This window comes from Evansella sp. AB-rgal1 (genome assembly GCF_041820985.1).
In the GTDB taxonomy this organism is placed as follows: domain Bacteria; phylum Bacillota; class Bacilli; order Bacillales; family Salisediminibacteriaceae; genus Evansella.
Genome location: NZ_JBGUAU010000017.1, coordinates 76640 through 102963, shown reverse-complemented (window position 1 = coordinate 102963; position 26324 = coordinate 76640). Strand labels below are relative to the sequence as shown.

General features: G+C 35.8%; 21 protein-coding genes and 1 other annotated feature (1 of these 22 cut by a window edge). All 21 genes read left to right on the top strand.

What is annotated here, in order from left to right:
• Positions 1-79: 79 nt before the first annotated feature.
• A complete protein-coding gene (locus ACERII_RS15530; RefSeq protein WP_373643544.1) occupies positions 80-547 on the top strand; it encodes a DUF441 domain-containing protein in 468 nt (155 codons plus the stop codon).
• Positions 548-912: 365 nt separating this feature from the next.
• The gene (citZ, locus tag ACERII_RS15525; RefSeq protein ID WP_373643543.1) at positions 913-2028 is read left to right on the top strand and encodes a citrate synthase; all 1116 of its coding nucleotides are present in this window, start codon (positions 913-915) and stop codon (positions 2026-2028) included.
• Between the two features lie 99 nt (positions 2029-2127).
• Positions 2128-3393, top strand: a complete 1266-nt coding sequence (gene icd, locus ACERII_RS15520; RefSeq protein ID WP_373643541.1) for an NADP-dependent isocitrate dehydrogenase — start codon at positions 2128-2130, stop codon at positions 3391-3393.
• A 224-nt stretch (positions 3394-3617) separates the two neighbouring features.
• A complete protein-coding gene (mdh, locus tag ACERII_RS15515; protein WP_373643540.1) occupies positions 3618-4559 on the top strand; it encodes a malate dehydrogenase in 942 nt (313 codons plus the stop codon).
• A gap of 109 nt (positions 4560-4668) precedes the next feature.
• Positions 4669-5148, top strand: a complete 480-nt coding sequence (locus ACERII_RS15510; protein WP_373643539.1) for a MaoC/PaaZ C-terminal domain-containing protein — start codon at positions 4669-4671, stop codon at positions 5146-5148.
• Between the two features lie 294 nt (positions 5149-5442).
• The gene (locus ACERII_RS15505; protein WP_373643538.1) at positions 5443-6162 is read left to right on the top strand and encodes a response regulator transcription factor; all 720 of its coding nucleotides are present in this window, start codon (positions 5443-5445) and stop codon (positions 6160-6162) included.
• Complete coding sequence (gene pnpS / locus ACERII_RS15500) at positions 6155-7915, top strand: two-component system histidine kinase PnpS (RefSeq protein ID WP_373643537.1); 1761 nt, start codon at positions 6155-6157, stop codon at positions 7913-7915. Before ACERII_RS15505 ends, pnpS begins: the two co-directional genes overlap by 8 nt.
• A gap of 508 nt (positions 7916-8423) precedes the next feature.
• A complete protein-coding gene (gene polA, locus ACERII_RS15495) occupies positions 8424-11054 on the top strand; it encodes a DNA polymerase I (protein ID WP_373643536.1) in 2631 nt (876 codons plus the stop codon).
• 38 nt (positions 11055-11092) lie between these two features.
• Positions 11093-11923 carry a DNA-formamidopyrimidine glycosylase gene (mutM, locus tag ACERII_RS15490; RefSeq protein WP_373643534.1) on the top strand — a complete coding sequence of 277 codons (831 nt, stop codon included), beginning with the start codon at positions 11093-11095 and terminating at the stop codon, positions 11921-11923.
• A gap of 105 nt (positions 11924-12028) precedes the next feature.
• On the top strand, positions 12029-12667 hold the full coding sequence (gene ytaF, locus ACERII_RS15485; RefSeq protein ID WP_373643532.1) for a sporulation membrane protein YtaF: 639 nt from the start codon (positions 12029-12031) through the stop codon (positions 12665-12667).
• Between the two features lie 44 nt (positions 12668-12711).
• A complete protein-coding gene (gene coaE / locus ACERII_RS15480) occupies positions 12712-13305 on the top strand; it encodes a dephospho-CoA kinase (protein ID WP_373643530.1) in 594 nt (197 codons plus the stop codon).
• A gap of 192 nt (positions 13306-13497) precedes the next feature.
• Positions 13498-14541: a glyceraldehyde-3-phosphate dehydrogenase gene (locus ACERII_RS15475; RefSeq protein ID WP_373643528.1), complete on the top strand. Its 1044-nt coding sequence runs from the start codon at positions 13498-13500 to the stop codon at positions 14539-14541.
• Positions 14542-14718: 177 nt separating this feature from the next.
• Complete coding sequence (speD, locus tag ACERII_RS15470) at positions 14719-15099, top strand: adenosylmethionine decarboxylase (protein WP_373643527.1); 381 nt, start codon at positions 14719-14721, stop codon at positions 15097-15099.
• A 765-nt stretch (positions 15100-15864) separates the two neighbouring features.
• Positions 15865-16275: a DUF1499 domain-containing protein gene (locus tag ACERII_RS15465; RefSeq protein ID WP_373643526.1), complete on the top strand. Its 411-nt coding sequence runs from the start codon at positions 15865-15867 to the stop codon at positions 16273-16275.
• 32 nt (positions 16276-16307) lie between these two features.
• Complete coding sequence (nrdR, locus tag ACERII_RS15460; protein WP_373643525.1) at positions 16308-16772, top strand: transcriptional regulator NrdR; 465 nt, start codon at positions 16308-16310, stop codon at positions 16770-16772.
• 98 nt (positions 16773-16870) lie between these two features.
• Positions 16871-18280: a replication initiation and membrane attachment family protein gene (locus ACERII_RS15455; protein WP_373643524.1), complete on the top strand. Its 1410-nt coding sequence runs from the start codon at positions 16871-16873 to the stop codon at positions 18278-18280.
• 1 nt (position 18281) lies between these two features.
• A complete protein-coding gene (gene dnaI / locus ACERII_RS15450) occupies positions 18282-19217 on the top strand; it encodes a primosomal protein DnaI (RefSeq protein WP_373643523.1) in 936 nt (311 codons plus the stop codon).
• A gap of 101 nt (positions 19218-19318) precedes the next feature.
• The gene (mqnC, locus tag ACERII_RS15445) at positions 19319-20428 is read left to right on the top strand and encodes a cyclic dehypoxanthinyl futalosine synthase (RefSeq protein WP_373643522.1); all 1110 of its coding nucleotides are present in this window, start codon (positions 19319-19321) and stop codon (positions 20426-20428) included.
• Between the two features lie 288 nt (positions 20429-20716).
• Positions 20717-21571: a putative sporulation protein YtxC gene (locus tag ACERII_RS15440; protein ID WP_373643520.1), complete on the top strand. Its 855-nt coding sequence runs from the start codon at positions 20717-20719 to the stop codon at positions 21569-21571.
• Positions 21572-22047: 476 nt separating this feature from the next.
• Positions 22048-23991, top strand: a complete 1944-nt coding sequence (gene thrS, locus ACERII_RS15435; RefSeq protein ID WP_373643518.1) for a threonine--tRNA ligase — start codon at positions 22048-22050, stop codon at positions 23989-23991.
• 386 nt (positions 23992-24377) lie between these two features.
• Positions 24378-26159, top strand: coding sequence for a sensor domain-containing protein (locus ACERII_RS15430; protein ID WP_373643516.1), 1782 nt, complete (start codon positions 24378-24380; stop codon positions 26157-26159).
• Positions 26160-26237: 78 nt separating this feature from the next.
• Positions 26238-26324 (top strand) — a sequence feature (ribosomal protein L20 leader region); it runs 32 nt beyond the window's last position.

Below are 26324 nucleotides of genomic sequence, written 5' to 3'. Positions count from 1 at the left end.
CAATACAGGTGAGCTAACCTTTTTTCAACTTAGTACAAGTATGTTAAACTATACTTATATTAGGAGTGACATAGAAATTATGAATGCTATGTTATTTATGATTATTCTATTGGCTATTGGTATTTTTGCAAAAAACCAGGCCCTAATTTTTGCAGTTGCTTTTTTACTAGTGGTAAAATGGATTGGTATTGGCGACAAAGCATTTCCATTTTTACAACAGAAAGGTATTAGTATTGGAGTTACTATCATTACCATTGCAGTACTAGTTCCAATTGTGACAGGAGAAATAGGATTTAAAGAATTGCAATCATCGTTAAAATCTTTTTATGCATGGATAGCACTAGGTTCCGGCATCCTTGTTGCAATTATTGCAGCAAGTGGGATTGAGTTATTAAAAACAGATCCCCACATAACTGCAGCGTTAGTATTGGGAACTATATTGGCAGTTGCTATATTCAATGGAGTAGCTGTTGGTCCATTGATTGGAGCTGGAATTGCATATACAGCTATGAAAGTAGTTCAATTTATTGGGAACATAGGATCTTAAAAACTATTTTTTGTGAATATTCGAACAAGTGAAAATAATTGTATTAGTCCGAATTTTTGTTTGTTTTAAAAAATAAAAGTTCACAAAAATGTGAAAAATGGTATAATAAAATACGTACAATACAGATACATAAGATTACTAATATATTCTGTATATATTTCGTAACCGCTTACGTTTTTTGAAATTATATAGAATAGTTTGCTCAAAAGGGAACACGTTTCGAATAAAATATATTAATAAACTATTTTTATGAAAATGTATAGAAAGAGTAGACTTCATGTATTTCGAAACGTTATTATAATATTTAATTGTTTAGGGGTAGATAAAACAGATTCCCGTAATTTTCGAACAAAGGAGAGGTTGGTATGAGTACAACGAAAGGGTTAGAAGGAGTAGTTGCTACAACGTCTAGTGTAAGTTCAATAATCGATGGAGTCTTAACGTACCATGGTTATGATATTGATGATTTAGCAGATCATGCAAGTTTTGAAGAAGTTATTTTTTTACTGTGGAATCACAGATTACCTAGTCAAGAAGAACTTCAAAGTTTTCAATCGGAGCTAGCGAATGCGGCAGTTGTCTCAAAAGAAGTATTAGATCAAATGAAAACTTTTCCAATTGATAAAGTACATCCTATGGCTGCCTTACGTACAGCAGTATCAAATTTAGCTCTTTTTGATGAATCTGCAGATGATATGAGCGAAGAAGCAAACCGTCAAAAGGCATTAAAACTACAAGCAAAAATGCCAACTTTAGTAACTGCATTTTCAAGAATCCGCCAAGGAAAAGAGCCAGTAGAACCTCGTATTGATCTAAGCTTTGCAGCAAATTTCCTATACATGTTAACTGGTGAAGAGCCAGATGAAATATCTGAGAAGGCGTTTAACAAAGCATTAGTGTTACATGCGGACCACGAATTAAATGCATCTACTTTTACAGCGCGAGTTTGTGTTGCAACTTTATCTGATATGTATTCTGGTATTACTGCAGCTATAGGTGCTTTAAAAGGACCACTACATGGTGGGGCAAATGAACGAGTAATAAAGATGCTTTCTGAAATCGACGATGTTGAGAAGGCAGAGCAGTATATTAAGGATGCTTTAGAAAGAAAAGTGAAAATTATGGGCTTTGGACATCGTGTATACAAAAATGGTGATCCTCGTGCGAAACATTTAAAGGAAATGTCTCGTCAACTTACAAGCATTACTGGAGAATCTAAATGGTATGAGATGAGTGTGAAAATTGACGAGGTAGTAACAAACGAAAAAGGATTGTTACCAAATGTTGATTTCTATTCTGCTTCTGTATACCACAGTCTAAATATTGAACATGATTTGTTTACTCCAATCTTTGCAGTTAGCCGTGTTTCAGGATGGATTGCTCATATTCTTGAGCAATACGAAAACAATCGATTAATCCGTCCAAGAGCAGAATACACAGGCCCAGAACGTCAATCTTGGGTTCCGTTAGAACAACGATAAGGTAGTTAGAATTAGGGGGGGAGCTAGTTCAATGCGAAGCCTTCCCTTTCCTATTGTCTATACATAAATTTTTTTGATTATTTAAGGAGGCTATTCAATATGGCAGGAGAAAAAATTACAGTAAATAACGGTGAACTAAATGTTCCTAATCAACCAATAATTCCATTTATCGAAGGAGACGGTATTGGTCCAGACATTTGGGCAGCAGCATCTCGCGTAATTGAAGCTGCAGTTGAGAAAGCATATAACGGAGAGAAAAAAATCGTTTGGAAAGAAGTTTTAGCTGGAGAGAAGGCATTTAACCAAACAGGGGAATGGCTTCCAAGTGAAACATTAGATGCAGTTAGAGAATATTTCATTGCAATTAAAGGACCACTTACTACTCCAATTGGAGGAGGAATCCGTTCTTTAAACGTTGCACTTCGTCAAGAGCTTGATTTATTTGCTTGTGTCCGTCCTGTTCGCTGGTTTGAAGGAGTTCCTTCCCCAGTAAAACGACCACAAGATACTGACATGGTAATCTTCCGTGAAAATACAGAAGACATCTATGCAGGAATTGAATTCCAAAAAGGAACAGAAGAAGCGAAGAAGTTAATCAACTTTCTTCAGACTGAAATGGGAGCTACCAAAATTCGTTTCCCTGAAACTTCTGGTATCGGTGTAAAACCAGTTTCCGAGGAAGGTACTCATCGTTTAGTAAGAGCAGCGATCCAATATGCAATTGATGAAGGACGTAAGAGTGTAACACTTGTTCATAAAGGAAATATCATGAAGTTCACTGAGGGAGCTTTCAAGAGCTGGGGATATGAATTAGCTGAGAAAGAATTCGGTGACAAAGTTTTCACATGGGCTGAATACGATAAAATTGTTGAAGAACAAGGCCGTGATGCTGCAAACGATGCTCAGTCTAAAGCAGAAGCTGAAGGTAAAATTATTGTTAAGGATGCGATTGCTGACATCTTCTTACAACAAATCTTAACTCGTCCAAAAGAGTTTGAGGTTGTTGCAACAATGAATTTAAATGGAGACTATATTTCTGATGCATTAGCAGCTCAAGTTGGTGGTATTGGAATTGCTCCAGGAGCAAATATTAACTACGCTACAGGACATGCTATTTTTGAAGCAACACATGGCACTGCTCCAAAATATGCAGGATTAGATAAAGTAAATCCTTCATCTGTATTACTTTCTGGAGTATTAATGTTACGTCACCTTGGCTGGACAGAAGCAGCAGACTTAGTAGAAAACTCTATGGACAAAACAATTGGAAGTAAAGTGGTAACGTATGACTTTGCTCGTCTAATGGAAGGTGCAACAGAAGTAAAATGCTCTGAATTTGGTGATGAGCTAATCAAAAATCTATAATCCAATAGTTCTATAATTGTCATACTTTTTCAATTACGAAATTATTAGTTACTAGAATCCGCGAGACTCCTGTTCATAAAAGAGTTCCAAAAGTTTTAGCTTGAGGAAACTCGTGGAATGTACACAGAATCGAGCTGTATTCTTCAAAATCAACAATCAAGTAAGTAGAGAACCAATCATAAATATTAATCGGAACGTTAATTATGAGAGGAGAATTGTTGACGATGACTATTAAGCGTAAAAAGATTACTGTTGTTGGTGGGGGATTCACAGGTACAACAACAGCACTTATGGCAGCACAAAAGGAACTTGGGGATGTTGTTTTAGTGGATATTCCACAAGCGGAAAACCCTACAAAAGGGAAAGCTTTGGATATGATGGAAGCGAGTCCAGTTCAGGGGTTTGATTCAAATATTATCGGTACGTCCGACTACAAGGAAACAGAAGGTTCTGATATCGTCGTTATTACTGCTGGTATCCCAAGAAAACCAGGTATGAGCCGTGACGATTTAGTGGCTACAAATGCGGGAATTATGAAATCTGTAACAAAGGAAATTGTAAAATATTCCCCAGAATGTTATATCATCGTTTTAACAAATCCGGTTGATGCAATGACATACACTGTATTCAAAGAATCTGGGTTCCCAAAAAATCGAGTAATTGGTCAATCAGGGGTGCTTGACACAGCGCGATTTAGAACATTTGTTGCACAAGAATTAAACGTATCCGTAGAAGATGTAACAGGCTTTGTACTAGGTGGTCATGGGGATGACATGGTACCAATGCTTCGTTACTCCTTTGCTGGAGGAATACCTTTAGAAAAGTTAATTGAAAAAGAGCGTTTGGATGCAATTGTAGAACGCACAAGAAAAGGTGGCGGTGAGATCGTCAACCTTCTCGGAACAGGAAGTGCTTATTTTGCACCTGCTGCATCTATCGTTCAAATGGTGGAAGCCATTGTGAAAGATAAAAAACGTATTCTTCCTTCGATTGCATATCTTGAAGGAGAGTATGGATACAATGATCTATACTTAGGAGTTCCAACAATCTTAGGTGGAGACGGAATAGAGAAAATCATTGAACTCGATTTAACAGATGAAGAAAAAGCTGCACTTCAAAAATCAGTTGATTCCGTGAAGAATGTAATGAAGGTATTAGATAAATAAGCGTGCATATGATATGATAACAGAAATCCGGTGCTAGTAATGCCCGGATTTCTTTAACAAATTATTGTAAACGCTTTCTTTACGAAGGTGTGAGACTGGAGGAATTTTTTTGTTTAAGAAAAAGCGAGATCTTGGATTGACTATTGATAATTTATCTGTGGGGAAAAAAGTAGAGTTGACAAAAAAAATAGAAGATAAAGATATACTTTTGTACTTAGGTTTCACAGAAGATTCTAATCCTATCTATATACAGCATGATTACGCAACTCGTACACCGTTTCAAAAACCAATTGTGCCACACAGTATGATTAATGGTTTACTTACATCAGCAATTTCTATGCAATTACCGGGTCCTGGAAGTTCGATAAAAAAAATGAACATATCTTATCCCAAGCCCCTTTATCATTATGGTACACTATCCCTTACACTAGAAGTTATCAAAGTAGATGAGAAAGAGCATACCACTAGTATATCTGTGATTGGCAAAGATGAATATGAAGATGAAGTTTTAGTTGGAGAACTTGAGGTTTGCCCACCATATCCTTGGAAACCAATTACGTATGATTCTGGAACATTTGAGAACTTTTAAGTCACAAAAACCACACGTCCTAAGCCGTGTGGTTTTTGATTTGTAGCAGTTTGTATAAGGAGATAGCTGTTTTCCGGAGTTGTGGGAATATGTGCTAAAATAAAAAACAACGAACATTCCAGAAAGTGACATGCAAATATTTTTAAAAGTAATTCAATAAAACTAATAGTTTGTCATTTCTTCAAAATATAGTAAGATGAAAATAAAAAGCCTTCTTAATTATTGGGGATGTTTTGTTATTCTTTTCTTACCACTTAAATCAGGGAAAAGAATGAAGACTAGGAGGAACTAAAAATGACGCAAAAAGTATTAATCGTCGATGATGAAGAATCTATATTGACATTATTGCAGTATAATTTGGAGCAAGGTGGTTTTCAAGTAACAACAGCTATGGATGGGAAAGCAGCTTTGGACAAAGCGTTATTACACAATTATGACTTAATTGTGCTTGATTTAATGCTACCAGAGTTAGATGGATTAGAAGTTTGTAAACAGCTAAGACAGAATAAAGTGCTTACGCCAATTCTCATGCTTACGGCTAAGGATGATGAGTTTGATAAAGTATTGGGTCTGGAATTAGGTGCTGATGATTATTTAACGAAACCTTTTAGTCCAAGGGAAGTAGTTGCTAGAGTCAGGGCGATATTAAGAAGAACTCAAACAACTATAGAAAAACAACAAGAACAACAAGTAGAGAAAAAAGTTATTGCAATTGGTGATGTAGAGATAATTCCAGACAACTATGAAGTGTTTCTGAAAGGAAATCAACTTGAACTCACACCGAAAGAATTTGAGCTGTTATTTTATTTAGCTGATCACAAAGGTAGAGTATTAACGAGAGATCAGTTACTCAACGCTGTATGGAATTATGAGTTTGTTGGTGATACTAGAATTGTTGACGTTCACGTTAGTCATCTAAGAGAAAAGATTGAACCGAACACGAAAAAACCTGTATATATTAAAACAATTCGGGGGTTAGGATACAAAATGGAGTCTCCTAATAAAGATGAGTAGTTATAGATCAAGGCTTATTTTCCCACTAGCGATCATAATTTTAGTGGTGCTATCAAGTTTAGGTATTATAATTGCATCTTTAGTGAAAGAGTTTTACTATGAAAGATTGAATGATCGTGTTACGAAAGAATCGGAAGTTGTAGCCTATTATTTAGGGCAGCTAGATTTTCATTCTCCAGAGTTAGTTCAACAACATATTGTAGAAATAGGTGAGAAATTAAATGTTCGTGTAACACTTGTTGACGCTTCGGGGAACGTTGTGGCAGAAACGGACGCGGACCCATCATTGATGGAAAACCACCTCCACAGACCTGAAATACAGGATGCCATTCGGAATGGATATGGACAACAATTACGATATAGTAATACAGTAAAAAGGGAATTGCTGTACTATGCCATTCCTATTGAGCCTTTAGGAGATTATGCCGCTTTTTTAAGAGTAGGGATGCCTGTTGAGGAAATTAATCCAATATACCAAAATTTATGGACAATTATTTTTGTAAGTTTCTTTATAGCATTCGTAGTTATCGTTTTATTTGCAACAAAACTTACGAATCAAACTATTGCACCAATTGAGGATGCACGACTTGTGGCAAATCAATTGGCAAAAGGAGATTTCAGTGCAAGGACATATGAAGTCTCTAATCAAGAAACAGGTCAATTAAATCGTTCCTTGAACGTTTTAGCGGAAAACTTAGAGCGTATTACAAATACGTATGAGGTACAGCAAGAAAGATTAGAAACATTAATAGATAATATGGGTAGCGGACTTATTCTTATTAATGCAAAAGGAGATATTACGTTAGTGAATCGCTCTTGTAATGATATCTTTCAAGAGGATACAGACCGTTGGTTAAACCAACTCTACTATCACGTAATAAATCATAAAGAGATAATAAAGATTATTCAACAATTATTGTTAACAGAAAAAAGGATGCGTCAACATTTAACGCTTCCGATTCATATTGAAATACGCCATTTCGATGTTCATGGTGCTCCAATAATAGGGCATGATCACATGTTAAAAGGTGTAGTACTAGTCTTTCATGATATCACTGAATTAAAGAAACTGGAACAAGCTCGGAAGGATTTTGTTGCTAATGTATCTCATGAGTTGAAAACTCCAGTAACTTCTCTGAAGGGCTTTACGGAAACTCTGTTAGCAGGGGCAATGGATGATGAGCAATTAAGAAAACGTTTCTTAACAATCATTGCGACGGAATCAGAACGTTTAGAAACACTTATTCATGATTTATTAGAGTTATCCAAAATTGAAGGATCTCAATTCATATTGAACTCCCAGGCTGTTAATCTTGCTGAACTTGTAGATGATGTGATCCTTATCCTTCATGATAAAGCAAACACAAAACAAATCTCCATTCAAAAAGAAGTGACAGGTAATACAATTATTATGGGAGACCCGCATAGAATGAAACAGATTATGATTAATCTAATTAATAATGCTATTAGTTACACACCTGAAAAAGGAGATGTTACCGTTAATATAAAAGAAAAACAAGAGGTAGTAACGTTAGAGGTTCAAGATACTGGAATAGGGATAAGTAAGAAAGAAATTCCAAGGATATTTGAACGTTTTTACAGGGTGGACCGTGCTAGAAGCAGAAATTCAGGCGGAACAGGATTAGGCTTAGCTATTGTCAAACATCTGGCAGAAGCACATAAGGCGACCATGTCCGTGGAAAGTGAAGTTGGAAAAGGAACTACCTTCCGAATAAACTTTAAAAAACAATAAGGGTGAAAATCATTATTAACTTTACAAAAGAATAACACTGTATTTACAAGCACTTAATAAAAATAGAGTAAAGTAGAGGATGTAAGCAATAGAAGTTTACATCCCCTTTTAGGACAAAGGTCCCTGAACCTTTGTTCTTTTTTTATACACCAGAAAGTTTAACTTCGCTAAAGGATTAAAGTATAACATTTTTGGACTAAGAAAGTTGTCTAGCTCCAGGCGCCATGACCTCGTGTCAAATAACCTAGACGATGAAAAGTAAAAAGCACTTTTCAACTGAAAGAACATTTTTCTTCGCAGATATGCAAGCGGATTAAGCTTTTCGTTCGTCCAGAACATTTGCATTTCGGTCATGAAAGGTTCCTAAGCTAATCCTACGTTTCAATCCACATATATCTCAATATAATGCCCCTTTCATTTGTTCGAAGCATGATTCATGATAAAATAGGCAAGTAGGATAATACATAGTTGGAAAAGATGAATAGAAGAATATAAATGAGGTGCTTATATGGATAAATTTGTTTTAGTAGATGGAAATAGTATTGCATATCGTGCTTTCTTTGCACTGCCATTATTAAATAACGATAAAGGCGTATACACGAATGCAATATATGGTTTTACAACGATGCTATTGAAAATATTAGAGGAAGAAAAACCAACACATATGTTAGTTGCTTTCGATGCTGGGAAGACAACCTTTCGACATGAAACGTTTAAAGAATATAAAGGGAAACGGGAAAAGACACCGCCAGAGCTCTCTGAACAGTTGCCGTTTATGCGTGATATTCTAAAGGCGTTTAATATTGCTTATTATGAGCTAGAAAATTATGAGGCTGACGACATTATAGGAACCTTAGCAAAGAAAGCATCTGATAAAGACTGGAACGTTCGAGTTTTCAGCGGAGATAAAGACCTTCTTCAACTCGTAACAGATAAGGTAACTGTTTCTTTAACTCGAAAGGGTATTTCAAACGTAGAAACATACGATCTTGCAATGGTAGATGAGAAGTATGGGATCACTCCAAACCAAATTATCGATATGAAAGGTCTTATGGGGGATCCATCAGATAATATTCCTGGCGTTCCTGGAGTTGGTGAGAAGACAGCATTAAAATTATTAAAAGAATATAAATCAGTAGAAGAATTATATGAATCATTAGATAAAGTTTCTGGGAAAAAATTAAAAGAAAAGCTTGAAGAAAACAAAGAATCTGCATTTATGAGTAAGAAATTAGCTACAATTAATGTTGACTCACCTGTAGAGATAGATCTTTCGCAATTAACGTACACCGAACCAAATAATAGTGAAGTAACTGCTTTATTTAAAGAACTAGAATTTGCATCTCTACTAGATCGATTTAGTGATGGGGTTGAAACAGTAGAAGAGATAGAACTAGAAGACATGGATATTACCATTGTGGATGAAGTGAAGGAAGAGATGTTACAAAGTCCTTCAGCACTAGTTGTAGAGGTTCTTGAAGAAAACTACCATAATGGAGATATTCTTGGCTTAGGACTAGTAAATGATAGTGGGTATTATTTCATTCCTACAGAAGTTGCTATAAAAAGTGACGTATTTAAAAAATGGGCTTCTGATGAAAATGAAAAAAAATGGATGTTTGATGCGAAGCGTGGTGTAGTTGCTCTAGGGTGGCAGAATATTTTATTAAAAGGTATCTCTTTCGATGTTCAAATGTCGTCTTACCTAATAGATCCATCTGCTAGTTCACATGAAATTGCAGATATAGCGAAAAGGATGAAAAGCTACTCTGTTCAGACAGACGAAGCGGTATATGGAAAAGGGAAAAAGAGAAGTGTACCTGAGGAGGGAATACTTGCTCAACATCTTGTTCGTAAAGCAGCGGCAATTAAAGATGCAAAAGAAGATTTAGAGCAGGAACTGAAGAAAAATGATCAGTATGCATTGTTCGAGGAACTAGAATTACCATTATCCATCGTTTTAGGCATGATGGAAATGAATGGAGTATCTATTGATAAACAAGAATTAATTGATATGGGAACCAACCTTGGGGAAAAGCTTCAAGCAATGGAAAAAGATATCCATGAGTTGGCTGGTGTTACATTTAATATAAATTCCCCGAAGCAATTAGGGGAGGTTTTATTTGAAAAATTAAACTTACCGGTAATCAAGAAAACGAAGACGGGTTATTCAACCTCAGCAGACATACTTGAGCAACTTCAAGATCAACATGAAATAATTGAAAAGATACTGCATTATCGTCAAATTGGTAAGTTAAACTCTACTTATATTGAGGGGTTGCTTAAAGTAATTCATCCTAAGACAAAGAAAATCCATACTATTTTTAACCAAGCGTTAACACAAACAGGGAGACTAAGTTCAACCGAACCGAATCTACAAAACATCCCTATACGTTTAGAAGAAGGTCGTAAAATAAGACATGCTTTCATACCTGAGCAAAAGAATGCGGTTATCTTTGCAGCTGATTATTCGCAAATTGAGTTACGAGTATTGGCTCACATTTCAAAGGATGAAGGATTAATAAAAGCGTTTCGTGAGAATATGGATGTTCATATGAAAACAGCAATGGATGTCTTCCACGTAACGGAAGAAGAAGTAACAGGGCAGATGCGTCGAACTGCAAAGGCTGTTAACTTCGGAATTGTTTATGGAATTAGTGATTATGGATTGTCTCAAAACTTAGGCATTACAAGAAAAGAGGCAAAACAGTTTATAGAGCGTTATTTCGAAAGTTTCCCTGGTGTAAAAGATTATATGGAATCGATTGTAGAAGAAGCAAGAAGTAACGGTTTTGTCACAACTATGTTGCAGCGTCGTCGTTACTTACCAGAAATAACAAGTAGGAACTTTAACTTACGTAGCTTTGCAGAACGTACTGCAATGAATACACCTATCCAAGGAAGTGCTGCAGATATAATAAAAAAAGCAATGGTACAAATGGGAGAAGAAATGGAAAAACAAAAGCTAAAGTCTCGTTTACTTCTTTCTGTACACGATGAACTTGTATTGGAAGTGCTAGAGGAAGAACTGGAAATTATGAAAGATCTAGTTCCGAGAGTGATGGAAACTGCAGTAGAATTAATTGTTCCTTTAAAAGTAGATGTTTCATATGGAGATACTTGGTACGATGCTAAGTAACTCCTAGTGACAAGAACAGAGAAGTAGGTGACCCTTCAATGCCTGAATTGCCAGAAGTAGAAACTGTGAAACGAACGTTACAGCAACTGGTCAAGGATAAAAAAATTATTGAGGTTTATGTTACTTGGCCTAAGATGATTAAACGACCAGATGATGTAGAGGAATTTAAACATAAATTAATTGGCCAAACATTTCGGGACATTGCTCGTAGAGGAAAATTCCTTTTGTTTCGACTTGATGACTATACATTAGTTTCTCATTTGAGAATGGAAGGTCGATACGGAATTTTTTCTCCAGAAGAGCCTCCAGATAAACATACACATGTACGTTTTTTATTAGATAGTGGAGAAGAGCTTCGCTATGGTGATGTAAGGAAGTTTGGAACGATGCATCTGTTTTTAAAAGGGGAAGAGGAAAAGCACCTTCCTTTATCTCAATTAGGTATTGAGCCATTTTCAGACGAGTATACAATGGATCGATTAGGAGCTCTCTTATCAAAAACTACAAGGAAGATTAAGCCAACCCTATTGGATCAAACCCTCCTTGTAGGGCTGGGAAATATCTATGTGGATGAAGCGTTATTTCGTGCACACATCCATCCTGAAAAACTAAGTAATGAACTAACACCAGAAGAACGGAAACGTTTGTATCAGAGCATTAAGGAGACGTTAGGAGAAGCAGTGGAAATGGGAGGATCTTCGATAAAATCATACGTAAACGGTCAAGGGGAGATGGGGATGTTTCAACAAACATTGTTCGTTTATGGAAGGCAAGGAGCAGCTTGTAAAAACTGCGGAACGGAAATACAACGATCAGTTGTAGGGGGAAGAGGAACACATACTTGTTCTCAGTGCCAACCTTTTAGGTAGGAAAACAATTAAAAACTTTTTTGGGCTTTTCACTATAAATTCACGTACATTGGAAAAGCCTCTTCCATATACTATCTTATCACTGCTTTGGAAGGGGTCTTACCAATGGCGGAATTATTTTCACTTTTACTCCTCGCATTCGCTGTTAGTATGGACAGTTTCGGTGTGGGATTAACATATGGATTACGTAAAATGAAGCTACCCTTTGCTTCCTTACTTTTTATTGCCGGCTGTTCTGCTATGTCAATACTTATTGCAATGGCAGTTGGGAATGTAATTCAACAGTTTCTCTCCCCGAATATAGCGGAATCAATTGGTGGAGTTATTTTAATTGGAATAGGTAGTTGGGCAATTTATCAAATGTACCGGCCTGCTAAAAATGAGAAGAAAACGAAAAAAGAACGGGAAACAATTATTAATTTTGAAATTAAGAAACTAGGAGTTGTTATCAAAATTTTGAGAAAGCCAATGGTAGCTGACCTAGATAATTCAGGAGCTATAACAGGAAGAGAAGCTTTTCTACTAGGGTTGGCATTATCTTTGGATGCATTTGGTGCAGGAATAGGTGCTGCCCTTATTGGATTTTCACCTTGGTTGATGGCATTAAGTGTTGGCTTGATGTGTGGTATATTTGTTACTTTAGGTATGAAAAGTGGCTGGTTTTTTTCCGAGTCAAATTGGGTAAAACGTTTTTCCTTTATACCAGGCCTGCTTCTTATTCTACTTGGGGTGTGGCAGCTTTAATCCACACCCTTCATTCATAATTTTTTTCCAAAGGAGGGGTGAAAATGAGGATTGGTTTAACTGGTGGTATTGCAAGTGGTAAGTCCACTGTTTCGAGACTGCTTCTTCAAAGAGGGTACCCTATTGTGGATGCGGATGTTATTGCTAGAGAAGTTGTTTTACCAGGTCAGGATACATATCATGCTATTATTAAGGAATTTGGCTCTTCTATCCTTCATGAAGATCAAACAATTAATCGAAAAAAGTTAGGTTCCATTATTTTTGGTAATGAGATAAAACGACAAAAGTTAAATGAAATCATTCATCCAGCAATCAGACAGGCTATGAAAACGAAAGCTAGCGAGTTTGAAAAAAAGGGACATGCTATTGTGATAATGGATATCCCACTTTTACTTGAGAGTAAGTTAACATATATGGTTGAAAAGATTTTACTTGTTTATGTTAGGAAAGAACTTCAATTAGTTAGGTTGATGGATCGAGATAATTTTAGTAAAGAGGAAGCGTTGCAACGAATCGAATCTCAAATGTCTATTGAAGAGAAAAGGAAATATGCTGATTACATAATTGACAACCAAGGAAGTATAGAAGAAACCGAAAGACAATTAGACGAAATAACGGTGAAGTGGGTAAATGATTAAGATAATGAGTATAGATACTAATTCTGTACTAATACCGAAGGCACTGAAGTAGTTAAAGTAAAACTATTTCAGTGCCTTCATTTTTTATGGATTTTTTCATTATCAAATAACCTCAAATGTGCATAATATGTTATACTAATTAACGAATTATTTCATTTGGTATAACACTTATAACTTTTTAGGAGGAGTAGTATGGCGAATATTGCGATTAATGGTTTTGGAAGAATTGGAAGAATGGTATTTCGTAAGGCAATCAACAATCCAAACTTAACAATAGTTGCAATTAATGCAAGTTATCCAGCAGAGACATTAGCACATTTAATTAAACATGATACGATTCACGGTCCATTCTTAGGAAGTGTAGAAACGAAGGGAAATGAATTAATTATAAATGGAAATGTAGTCAAATTACTTCAAGAGAGAGACCCACGTCAATTACCGTGGAACGAATTAGATGTTCACATTGTAGTTGAGGCAACAGGGAAATTTAAAACTCGTGAACTCGCTTCATACCACTTAGAAGCTGGTGCAAAAAAAGTAGTAATTACAGCACCCGCAAAAGGGGAGGATATCACCATTGTGTATGGTGTAAATGAACATGAATACGATCATAGTAATCATAAGATCATTTCCAATGCTTCTTGCACTACTAACTGTTTAGCTCCAGTTGCAAAAGTAATTCATGAATCCTTTCATATCATTTCAGGTATGATGACAACAGTACATTCGTATACAAATGACCAAAAAAATATAGATAATCCCCACAAAGATTTGCGTCGAGCAAGAGCATGCGGGCAGTCCATCATTCCAACAACTACTGGGGCAGCAAAGGTTTTATCCAAGGTAATGCCGGAGTTAGAAGGTAGATTAAATGGGTTAGCACTCAGAGTTCCTACTCCAAATGTATCATTGGTAGATTTAGTTGTAGACGTGGACCAAAAAGTTTCAAAAGAAGATGTAAATCATGTTTTAAAGCAAGCTGCAGATAATTACTTACCTTCCATTATTTCCTATACAGAAGAGCCGTTAGTATCTTCTGATTTTAACGGCAATGAGCATTCAGCAATTATTGATGGTCTCTCAACGATGGTAATGAATGAGAAGCAGATAAAAATTTTAGCATGGTACGATAACGAATGGGGATATTCTTGTCGAGTTGTTGATGTACTTCATCTAATTTCAAGTGGAAGGTCTGCTTTGAAAAAGAATAGGATATACACTAGTAACATAAACTAAATGCTGTTGGTTACTTTCCGTAAAAAATGGCTTTCTATTGGGAAAAAACATATTCCTTTCGAGAAGTAATAGGGTTAGCCATTTTAGAAATGATGGCAGAACACTTTGACTAACTTCCCCCAGTAATGTAAGAGTTCCTTGTTCAAACACGAAATCAGTTAGTAGGGGGGATATTGTATGGACACCATGGGTCGTCATGTCATTGCTGAATTATGGGAATGCGATACGAATAAGCTAAATGATATGAATTACATTGAGAGATTGTTTGTTGATGCAGCACTAGAAGCAGGAGCGGAAGTAAGAGAAGTAGCTTTTCACAAATTTGCACCTTTTGGGGTAAGTGGCGTTGTAATCATTAGTGAATCACATTTAACAATACACAGCTTCCCGGAACATGGCTATGCAAGTATTGATGTATACACATGTGGAAACCTTGATCCTACAATAGCTACAGACTATATTACAGAAAATCTAAATGCGGAATCAACAGAAGTGGTGGAATTACCAAGAGGAATGGGACCTATTAATGTTCCAGCAGACAAAAAAGTGAAATATTGATTAAGGTAACGGTGAGGTGAGTAAATCACCTCTTTTTTGGTTTTCATTATGGGCCATTTTAATAGCAGGTGAGCATTCTTGTAAATAAAAATAGTTCGATTCTGGTGCGTGTTATTTATGAAAAGGCTTTGAGTTGAACAGGCTGCCGCGCGACATTTGAGAAGAGAGTTCAGGTTGAAATGTCGCGGGAGAGGCTGCCGCGCGACATTTGAGAAGAGAATCCATGTTGAAATGTCGCGGGAGAGGCTGCCCGCGCGACATTTGAGAAGAGAGCCCAGGTTGAAATGTCGCGGGAGAGGCTGCCGCGCGACATTTGAGAAGAGAGCCCAAGTTGAAATGTCGCGGGAGAGTCTGCCGCGCGACATTTGAGAAGAGAACCCAGGTTGAAATGTCGCGAGAGAGTCTGCCGCGCGACATTTGAGAAGAGAATCCATGTTGAAATGTCGCGGGAGAGGCCACCCGCGCGACATTTGAGAAGAGAACCCAGGTTAAAATGTCGCGAGAGAGGCCACCCGCGCGACATTTGAGAAGAGAATCCATGTTGAAATGTCGCGGGAGAGGCTGCCGCGCGACATTTGAGAAGAGAACCCAGGTTGAAATGTCGCGAGAGAGGCTGCCGCGCGACATTTGAGTGAAAAAATCAATAAAATAAAGATTTCTCATAAAAACTCTTCATATTTTTTCAAGTTTTGTCTGTTTCCATAACTTAAAGATTGAATACAAACGGTTTTCTTGCTATTCTTAAAGTGGTGAGGTGGGATAATAATGAGCTTTATGTATACATTGAAAAAGATTTTCAGTAAACATACGGAAACAAAAGAAAAGCATATTGAAGAGAAATTAAGAACACGTTACTACAAAGCTACAAAAGATCAAGTCATGAAAGATTTAGATGTAATGTTTAGAAATAAAAAAGGCTATGAAATAAAATCCATTTCAGATACACATGGAGAGATCGTTTTAAAATATAATGATCGAAAAAAAGGCTTAATTGTAATTACTGTAATAATGGTAAAACCATTTAAAACAGCAGTTGATTTTTCTGTAGATACAGATACTGCTTTGTTTACCGATTTTGGAGCAAGCCGAAAACTGATTTATCAATTGTATAAAGAGGTTGATAAGAAGTTGCACTTTATTGGTACAGGGTTAGGAGACGAATTAACGAAATATTAAAGACATCTACAGAGTAATGGAGATGATCGCCCGTGATATGTCCAAGCTGTCAAAATAATGGAACGAGGGTACTGGATTCAAGACCTAGTGATGAAGGGAAATCTATTCGTCGAAGAAGAGAATGCGAACAGTGCAGTTACCGATTTACAACATTTGAACGTGTAGAAAAAACACCATTAATCGTTGTGAAGAAAGATGGTAATCGCGAGGAATTTAGTCGTGAGAAGATATTACGCGGACTAATTCGAGCATGTGAAAAACGACCAGTGCCGTTAGAGAAATTAGAAAAAATTGTAGAAGATGTAGAGAAGGAAATTCGAAACCAAGGGGTTTCTGAAGTGTTGAGCCATGATATTGGAGAGATAGTTATGGGTTATTTGGCATCTTTAGACGATGTTGCTTACGTTCGATTTGCTTCTGTATATCGCCAATTCAAAGATATAAACGTCTTTGTAGATGAATTAAAAGAACTATTAGAGCGTGAAAATAAGAAGTAAATGAATGGAGCGAATATACGCTCCTTTTTTCTATAAAAGACTTGTCGTAATATGACGAAAGTTTCTTTCATACTAGAGGAAAGTTAAGGTGATATGTATTGCATTGGAAAGAAATAATACCTTCAGACCGATATATTGCCTTTATGGAGGACAGACTTCATGAGACAGATCGAGATGTAGTAACATTATTATATCAACCTTTAATTGGTGCTACTGCATATAGCCTTTATATGACTCTCGTAAGTGAGGTTGCAAGAAATGAACGGAAGATTGTGGAGCAGACTCACAAGTCATTAATGATTTATACAGGCAAGAATCTAGATGAATTATTTCAGGAAAGAAAGAAATTAGAAGCAATAGGCTTAGTAAAGGTTCTTCGCGAAAAACAAGGGGATGAATTAGTATATTATTATGCTTTACAAGCACCGCTGTCTCCAGAAGCATTTTTTAAAGATGATATGTTAAGTGTTTTTTTGTATAATCGCATAGGAAGCAAAGATAAATATGTAAAACTACGCAATAGTTTTCGAATTGATACAGTGGAGAAAAAAGAGCTTGAAAACATAACAAAATCATTTGATCAGGTTTTTACTTCCGTTCATCCATCAGAGATGAGAAGTAGTCACCCAGATATGCTAGATGCTATCACTTCCTCTGACACATTAGAGGGAAGAGGCAAGACAGATTATGAATTGGCAAGTAATGACTTTGATTATGAAGCATTCCTTGCATTTTTACCTGCGTTTGTTCCGAAAAAAGAATTTGCAAAAGCTGATAATGAACGTCTTATACAAAAATTAGCTTTTTTATATAAATTGGATCCAAGTGAAATGAGTAAAGTAGTTCAAGATGCTATTCTTCATACAGATGAACTCGATCATGCTGAACTTAGAAATCAAGTGAAGCGTCGTTATCGTGTAAAAGAAGTAGATCATCCTCCAAAGTTAGGACTGCGAGTACAACCGGAGGAATTACGAACAGTGAAAACTGAACCCAAGACAGAGGAAGAGAAGCAAATCTTTTACTATGAGACAACTTCTCCAATAGAATTCTTGCAAGAGCTAGGGGAAGGTGCAAAAGTCTACCCAGGGGATATGGAAATAGTCGAGCAATTAATGTTTGATTATAAGTTAGAACCAGGGGTAGTCAATGTTTTGCTAGAGTATTTATTTTTCGTTAGTGAAAAAAAACTTATTAAGAATTTTGCTTTTAAAATTGCGGGGCATTGGAAACGAGCACAGTTAAAAACAGTAAAAGAAGCAATGTTGTTTGCAAAAAAAGAAGTGGAAAAAAATGAAGCATACAAACAGGCAGAAAAAAACAAACCTAAAGATGCATCGAAATCAAATTTTTCGAAACAGAGTAATGTACGGGCGGAACCATTACCTAAATGGATGACAGATGATAGTTGGAATAAAACTGATGAAAATCCAGAGGAATGGATGGAAGCAAAGAAGAAGTTAGAACAATATAAAGAAATGCTAAACAAACCAAAAGGGGGAAGCTAATATGGAGTCTATTGGTAAATCGTTGCAAAACTTTGCCGATGGAAAGTTTGAACAACGCTTTCAGCAAATGACGAAAGAAATACTCCAAGATAAGCGAATTCAATCCTTTTTATCAAATTACCCCGATATCTCAAATGATCAAATCACAAAAGGTATGAACGAGCTTTTTCAATATAAAAAACAATGGGAAAACTGTGATAATTGCCCTGGTTTAGGGGCATGTCCAAATTTGATGCAAGGATATCAACCACAGCTATTATTATATCGAAATGATTTTCAAATAGAGTATCAAAGCTGTATTATAAAAAACAAGGAAGATGAACGTAAAAGACATGCTTCTTTAATTAAGAGTTTATATATTCCAAGAGAGATGACAGAGGCAACATTTAATGAAATACATGAGGACAACCCATCTAGAATGATGGCTATTGCGAAAGCGATGGAGTTCGTTGTTAATGTTAATCCAGGGGAAAGTGGCCGAGGGTTATATGTATATGGTCCGTTCGGTGTTGGGAAATCCTATTTAATGGGAGCTATTGCAAATAAATTAGCAGAACAAAAATTAGAAACGATGATTGTATATGCACCTGATTTTTTCAGAGAATTAAAAAGTGGAATTTCCGATGGATCCTATCAAAATAAGTTGGATTCTGTAAAGCGGTCACGAGTACTAATTATTGATGATATTGGAGCAGAAACCATGTCTAATTGGATCCGTGATGATATACTAGGAGCGTTACTTCAATATCGAATGATGGAAAAGTTGCCTACCTTATTTACTTCTAACTTGGATTTAGAAGAACTAGAATCTCACTTATCATATACGCAACGTGGTGGAGTAGAAAAAGTAGATGCGTTAAAGGCAAAACGAATCATGGAACGCATTCGCCATTTAAATGACGTGATTGATATGAAAGGTGAAAATAAGCGAGGGTAAACGTAAACTAATTAATAATTTTCCAAGGTAATTATAAGTTTTCTATGTTACGATAGAATTAATTATGTTTACTAGCTTTATAGAATGGAGGATTTCCCATAATGAGCATTGATAATATACTTGACCGCGCACGTAACGGTGAACGAATCACAGTAGAAGATGCAGTACGTTTATATGAAAGTGATGAAGTAGAAAAAATAGGTGCAGTAGCAAATGAAATTATGCAAAAATGGCATCCAGAACCTATTACTACATTTGTTATTGGACGAAATGTAAACTACACTAACTTTTGCGATACGTACTGTCGCTTCTGTGCTTTTTATCGTCCACCAGGTCATGAAGAAGGCTATGTCCTAGATGATGAAAGTATCTTTACTAAAATACAAGAAACTGTAGATATTGGTGGTACGGAGATCCTAATGCAAGGTGGAACGAATCCTGATTTACCGTTTAGCTACTATACAAATCTACTTAAAGAAATTAAAAAGAGATTTCCGAATATAACAATGCATTCTTTTTCACCAGCAGAAATTTATAAAATGGTGGAAGTGTCAGGTCTTTCGTTAGAGGAAGTTTGTCGTCAACTACACGAAGCAGGGTTAGACTCTCTTCCAGGTGGTGGAGCAGAAATCCTAGATAATCGTACGAGAAAAAGAATAAGTCGATTAAAAGGTACATGGGAAGAATGGATCGACTGTATGAAAACAGCAAAAAAAGTTGGAATGCATGGTACAGCTACAATGGTAATTGGCTTTGGTGAAACATATGAAGAGCGAGCCCTTCATATGCAACGTGTACGTGATGCTCAAGATGAAACAGGAGTTTTCTTAGCGTATATCTCATGGTTATTCCAACCAGATAATACAAATATGAAAGCAGATCGTTTATCTCCAGAAGATTATTTAAAAAACGTAGCTATATCTCGAATCTTCCTTGATAATATCGCTAATTTCCAATCTTCTTGGGTAACAATGGGCCCTGAAGTTGGTAAAAAATCTCTATCATATGGATGTAATGATTTTGGAAGTACGATGATCGAAGAGAATGTAGTCTCTGCTGCAGGAGCAACACATAAAGTGAATACAAATTTAATTCTTCGCTTAATTAGAGAAGCTGGAAAAGTACCAGCACAACGTGATACAAAATACAAAATTATACGTACATTTGATGGAGAAACATCAGCAGAAAAAGATTTCATTATGCAGAACTAATCCACTATTCTAAAAGGAAAAAATAAGTAGCAATGTGACTACACACTCTGTACGCCCTTTAAGAGAAAATCTGCTCATAACGGGCTTAAAAGAAACCAGAGACGTCGATCATTGCTTCAGAGAAAAGTCAAAAGGGAAAATCCCTTTTGACTTTTCTTTTTTTCATGATTCATATTTGGACAGCTTCCCCATATATATGTAATAGATGTTTTGCAAATCAGTTGAAGCTGTAAGAAGGAGAACACTTCCCAAGTTCAACTTGCTTTGCATGATTGGGAGGGGCTGCCGTTGTTAACGATTCAGTTTGAAGATTCATCCTTATGTGAAGCCTTCTATAATCAATTGTTAAAATCAATGGATACATATGGTGGTGTTCAACATGTGATTAGTATAGAGAAAATAGAGAATCACACTAACCTATGTATTAATTTCTCTGCATTAACGGGAGAAGAAAAAAGTAAGAGGACAAGGATTGCATCCATATTTACGAATATGACAATACAGAAAGTCCTGCCTATTTGGTTTGAACAATTATTACGAGAAGGGTTTCACTATGAGGATACTTATGAAATTGAGGCAATTGTGGAACATGCACGAGATTTACTCTTGAATGCTAAAGATGCTATTTCTTTAGATATGGATATTATAAAAATCCAAAAAGAGATGTTTTTGCTCTATGATCAATTTCTTGAGGAAGCAGTGCGCTTCTCATTTGACTCATTTCTACGATTTAGATTGCGTGAAATTAAAGAGAAATTAACAGAAGTGTTGGAAAAGGCAATTGATGAATACAAGCTAGAACATTCATATCAAATTATGGTTCAAACATGCCGTGACTATCTAAAGGATCATCCGCCAAGAATTCATACTGTTCACTTATATGTTGATCAAGAAATAACCATGGTCGATATGGACGGTGCAAAAATAACATCAAAAAGATTTGAAAAGTGGCTTACGAAAGAATTAAATTTTGAGGATCCATTGCCAATATCGGAACGTGTCGTAGGACCACTTGTATGTATTGCACCGCAGAAAATTATAGTCTATCCAAATAGACATTATGAAGGCCTAATTCAATCATTATTAACGATATTTGAAGAACGTGTAGAATTAAGAGAAGATGGTATGAGGAAATCTTATTAGTAAATAGTAGTCAATTTTTAAAGAGTTCTATAAATAGTATAACAAGATCTTTTTCAGTGGAATTGTAAAGTATATTGATTTTTTTTCACAGATGCTTGATTTTCTTGTTTTTGGTCATTATAATACTATCATAAGAAATAAGAAAACAAGTTATATGTGATGATGAGGATATGGGTGTTATTCAAACGACTTATCAGAGAGGGGAGACATGGCTGGAAGCTCCCTAGTACGAGAATTCACTTACCACCTCTAAACTTCAGTGCGGAACGGGAAAAATCCCAAGTATGGACTGACGGACTCTCCGTTATAGAGTAACGAAGCTATACATCCAGGAAAATGGGATATGATATATTTCTTTTTTTGAGTGTTTAGAAAATAGGGTGGAACCACGGTCTCACACTCGTCCCTTGTATATAGGGACGGGTGTTTTTTGTTTTATAAAAATATTAATTTGAGAATGGTAAGGAGTGTTTGTTATGGCAGTTGCTGAAAAGATTATTATGACTTTTCCCGATGGGGCGAAGAAAGAGTTCAGAAGTGGAACAACAACAGAAGAAATTGCGGCTTCTATTTCTTCTGGTTTGAAAAAAAATGCACTAGCTGGGAAAGTAAACGGTGAATTAATAGATTTACGTACACCAATTGAAGAAGATGGAAATTTAGAGATTGTTACGTATGATTCGAAGGAAGGCTTAGAGGTATTACGACATAGTACGGCTCATTTACTAGCACAGGCAGTAAAACGTCTATTTGATGATGTGAAATTAGGAGTAGGTCCAGTGATTGAAGGTGGTTTTTACTATGATATTGATATGCCACATTCACTTACTCCAGAAGATCTAGTGAAAATTGAAAAAGAAATGAAAAAAATAGCAGATGAAAATTTAGAGATTCGTCGTGTAGAAGTGAATAGAGAAGAAGCGGTTGAACGCTATAAAGAAATTGGTGATGAGTTAAAATTAGAACTTTTAGAAGATATACCAGAAGGGGAAAAAATTAGCATTTATGAACAAGGGGAGTTCTTTGATCTATGCCGCGGTGTTCATCTCCCATCTACAAATAAAATCAAAAAGTTCAAGCTTATGACTGTGAATGGTGCCTACTGGCGTGGAGATAGCAAAAACAAAATGCTTCAACGAATTTATGGTACCGCATTTCAAAAGCAATCAGAACTTGATGAGCACTTACGTTTATTAGAAGAAGCAAAAGAACGCGATCATCGAAAACTAGGGAAAGAACTAGGTATCTTTACAATTAATCAAAAGGTAGGACAGGGCCTTCCTTTATGGCTTCCAAAAGGAGCAACAATTCGTAGAACAATTGAACGTTATATTGTAGATCTTGAAGAACGTTTAGGCTACGATCATGTTTATACTCCAGTTTTAGGAAGTGTAGAACTTTATAAAACATCGGGGCACTGGGACCATTATCATGAGGATATGTTTCCTGCAATGGGCATGGATAATGAAGACTTAGTTTTACGTCCAATGAACTGTCCACACCATATGATGATTTATAAAAATCAATTACACAGCTATCGTAATCTGCCAGTGCGAATAGCAGAATTAGGATTAATGCACCGTCATGAAATGTCAGGAGCACTTGCAGGATTACAACGTGTACGTGCAATGACTTTAAATGATGCTCATATTTTCTGTAGACCAGATCAATTAAAGGATGAGTTTATTCGTGTAGTTGAATTAATTCAAGCGGTATATAAAGACTTTGGAATAGATGACTATTATTTCCGTCTTTCTTACCGAGATCCAGAGGATAAAGAGAAATACGTTGATAATGATGAAATGTGGAACAAAGCACAAGCGATGTTAAAAGAAGCGATGGAAGACATGAAGGTTGAATACGTGGAAGCAGAAGGGGAAGCAGCATTCTATGGACCTAAGCTTGATGTTCAAGTAAAAACAGCGTTAGGGAAAGATGAAACGTTATCAACAGTACAGTTAGATTTCCACTTACCAAATCGTTTTGAATTAACGTATGTTGGAGAAGACGGAAAAGAACATCGTCCAGTTGTCATTCACCGTGGTGTTGTGTCAACAATGGAACGTTTTGTAGCATTCTTAATGGAAGAATATAAAGGGGCATTCCCAACTTGGTTAGCACCGATACAAGTTCAAGCAATTCCAGTAAGTGATGTCCACATGGATTACGTACGTAAAGTGGAAGATGAACTAAAACAAGCTGGTGTTCGAGTTCATGTCGATGTACGTGATGAGAAGCTAGGTTATAAAATTAGAGAAGCACAAATGCAAAAGATTCCATATATTTTAGTGCTTGGTGATAAAGAGATTGAATCTAATAGTGTAAATGTTCGTCAATATGGACAAAAGGAAACAGAAGAAGTAAGTCTAGAGCAATTTGTGGCGGATGTTAAGAATGAGATAGCTAATAGAAAAAAATAATTCTGGAAGGACACCTCTTGAAGTCAGGCGGGTGTCCTTTTTATTATTATTTAGCGTAGTACATTTTTTTGACCTGTGGATAACTAGTTGTGTCATGGTAAGAAGTTCATCTCCTACTTGCACCTCGGTATACTCTTTCGCAAAGCTACATAGAAGCCTATTCAGGCAGTTCTTCGCTCGAGGTCAAATAATCTGCCAGATATACAACTGTTAAGGGTGCAAGTGCTATATCTTCATTTGGTTTATTGTAAAATGTGAAGTTGTGTAAATTTGTGAAACAAAGTAAAATGGCATTATAAATACATTCGATATATATCGATATAATTTTACTTTATTCGACAAAAAAGAATGAGGTACTAAAGAACGGTAAAAGGAAGTGCGCAATATTGTCACCTTTAAATATAATTTATGGATTAATCAACCAGTTGAATACAAACTTAGAAAAAGAGTACGGAAATATTAGTCCAATATTAGAAGAAATTCTTAATCAATTAAAAGAATTGCACACTGCCTTTGATCAGGCATGTATCTTAGGTGTCACAGACTCCAATGGAACAATTATTGAAGTGAATGAAACATTCTGTGAAATTTCTGGTTATACAAGGGAAGAACTGATTGGTAAAACGTACAGTTTAATTAAGTCAGGTTATCATTCAAAAAAGTTCTATCAAGAAATGTGGAAAACAATAAAAAGTGGGAATACATGGGTTGGTGAAGTGAAAAATAGAAAGAAAAATGGGGATTTTTACTGGGTCCAAACAACCATTTATCCTATTCTAAATTCGATGGGGATACCCGAAAAGTTTATCTCTATTCGCTCCGATATTACAGAAGGAAAAGAATATGAGGAACAACTAAGAAAATTAATGGCTTATAAAGATATCATTACTGGTTTACCAAATCGCCTATTACTTGAGGAAGAACTGACGAATACATTAGCGAATACACATAGTGATAATGAGAAAGTAGCACTTGTTATAGTTAATATTGATCAATTTAAAAATATTATTGATACGTTAGGGTATTCTGTGGGTGATTATATTGTAAAAAAAGTTGCAGCGAGATTAGAATCATTCGCTATAAAACAATCTGATAAAGTAAGCTGGAGACTGTATCAAATTGGAATAGATGAATTTGTGTTTGTTCTCGATCGTTTGCAAAAGGAAGACATCTCAGTAGAAATCAGTAAAATAATGAAAGTCTTTCAGGAACCTTTTTACTATAATAAGATGGAGTCATTTATTCAGGTAAGTATAGGTTCTGCTATCTATCCAAACACTGCGAGAGATAGTGAAGAACTCATGAAACATGCTGATATGGCATTGAATGCGGCAAAGAGCTCTGGTAGTGGAACTAACTGTGTTTTTGCTAAGGAGATGAAGGAAGCGTTTCTTAAGAAAATAGAAATAGAAACAGAGTTACGAAAATCAATCATGGTGGGAACTCACTTTCAATTGTTTTACCAGCCTATTATTCAAGTAAATGTAAATAAAATTGTATATCTGGAAGCATTGGTTCGGTGGTTTCACCCTATCAAAGGTATTGTGTCTCCAATGGATTTTATACAAATTGCCGAAGATTCAGGCTTGATTATTCCTTTAGGGGAAATTATTATACACCAAGCATGTAAAGATTTAAGATATTTAGAAGGTCAACTAGGTAAGGAAATTAAAATCTCTATTAATATCTCATCTAAACAATTAAAACAAAATGATATTGTTATGAAAATAACAAAGATAGTTTCCGATTATAACGTAAAGCCTAGTAGTATTCAATTTGAAATCACTGAAAATGGATTAATGGATATTACGAGAGGTAGTGTAAATAAAATTAATCAATTAAGACAAATTGGTTTTTCCATTGCAATTGATGATTACGGTAGTGGCTTCTCCTCATTGACTTATTTAAAGAATTTTCCAGTCGATTGCTTAAAAATTGATAAATCATTTATTGTAGATATTCTAAATAATCGAGCAGATAAAGCCATTGTAAGTTCTACAGTCAAGTTAGGTGAGGAGCTAGGTGTTTTTGTTACAGCAGAAGGAGTGGAAACAAAAGAAACATATGAATATTTAAAGTCTATTGGCTGTAATAACGTGCAAGGTTATTATTTTAGTAAACCAGTTTCAGTAGATCAAATTAAATCAATTACAAAGAACCTTTCTTAAATTATTTTCAAAAAATAATTCACTATTTGACATAGCAATATCAATGTGGTAAAGTATTCAAGTGAACTAAATAGGAAACAAAGCAAGAAGAAGCGCCCGCTTCTCACCTGATCGACGATAAATGTTGGCAGGTTACATGAAGTGATACAACACGTGTAAAAGTGT

Bases quoted from the DNA above. Each gene is read 5' to 3' on its own strand.
- ACERII_RS15530 (WP_373643544.1), top strand. From the start codon at position 80: ATGAATGCTATGTTATTTATGATTATTCTATTGGCTATTGGTATTTTT.
- citZ (WP_373643543.1), top strand. From the start codon at position 913: ATGAGTACAACGAAAGGGTTAGAAGGAGTAGTTGCTACAACGTCTAGT.
- icd (WP_373643541.1), top strand. From the start codon at position 2,128: ATGGCAGGAGAAAAAATTACAGTAAATAACGGTGAACTAAATGTTCCT.
- mdh (WP_373643540.1), top strand. From the start codon at position 3,618: ATGACTATTAAGCGTAAAAAGATTACTGTTGTTGGTGGGGGATTCACA.
- ACERII_RS15505 (WP_373643538.1), top strand. From the start codon at position 5,443: ATGACGCAAAAAGTATTAATCGTCGATGATGAAGAATCTATATTGACA.
- pnpS (WP_373643537.1), top strand. From the start codon at position 6,155: ATGAGTAGTTATAGATCAAGGCTTATTTTCCCACTAGCGATCATAATT.
- polA (WP_373643536.1), top strand. From the start codon at position 8,424: ATGGATAAATTTGTTTTAGTAGATGGAAATAGTATTGCATATCGTGCT.
- mutM (WP_373643534.1), top strand. From the start codon at position 11,093: ATGCCTGAATTGCCAGAAGTAGAAACTGTGAAACGAACGTTACAGCAA.
- ytaF (WP_373643532.1), top strand. From the start codon at position 12,029: ATGGCGGAATTATTTTCACTTTTACTCCTCGCATTCGCTGTTAGTATG.
- coaE (WP_373643530.1), top strand. From the start codon at position 12,712: ATGAGGATTGGTTTAACTGGTGGTATTGCAAGTGGTAAGTCCACTGTT.
- ACERII_RS15475 (WP_373643528.1), top strand. From the start codon at position 13,498: ATGGCGAATATTGCGATTAATGGTTTTGGAAGAATTGGAAGAATGGTA.
- speD (WP_373643527.1), top strand. From the start codon at position 14,719: ATGGACACCATGGGTCGTCATGTCATTGCTGAATTATGGGAATGCGAT.
- ACERII_RS15465 (WP_373643526.1), top strand. From the start codon at position 15,865: ATGAGCTTTATGTATACATTGAAAAAGATTTTCAGTAAACATACGGAA.
- dnaI (WP_373643523.1), top strand. From the start codon at position 18,282: ATGGAGTCTATTGGTAAATCGTTGCAAAACTTTGCCGATGGAAAGTTT.
- mqnC (WP_373643522.1), top strand. From the start codon at position 19,319: ATGAGCATTGATAATATACTTGACCGCGCACGTAACGGTGAACGAATC.
- thrS (WP_373643518.1), top strand. From the start codon at position 22,048: ATGGCAGTTGCTGAAAAGATTATTATGACTTTTCCCGATGGGGCGAAG.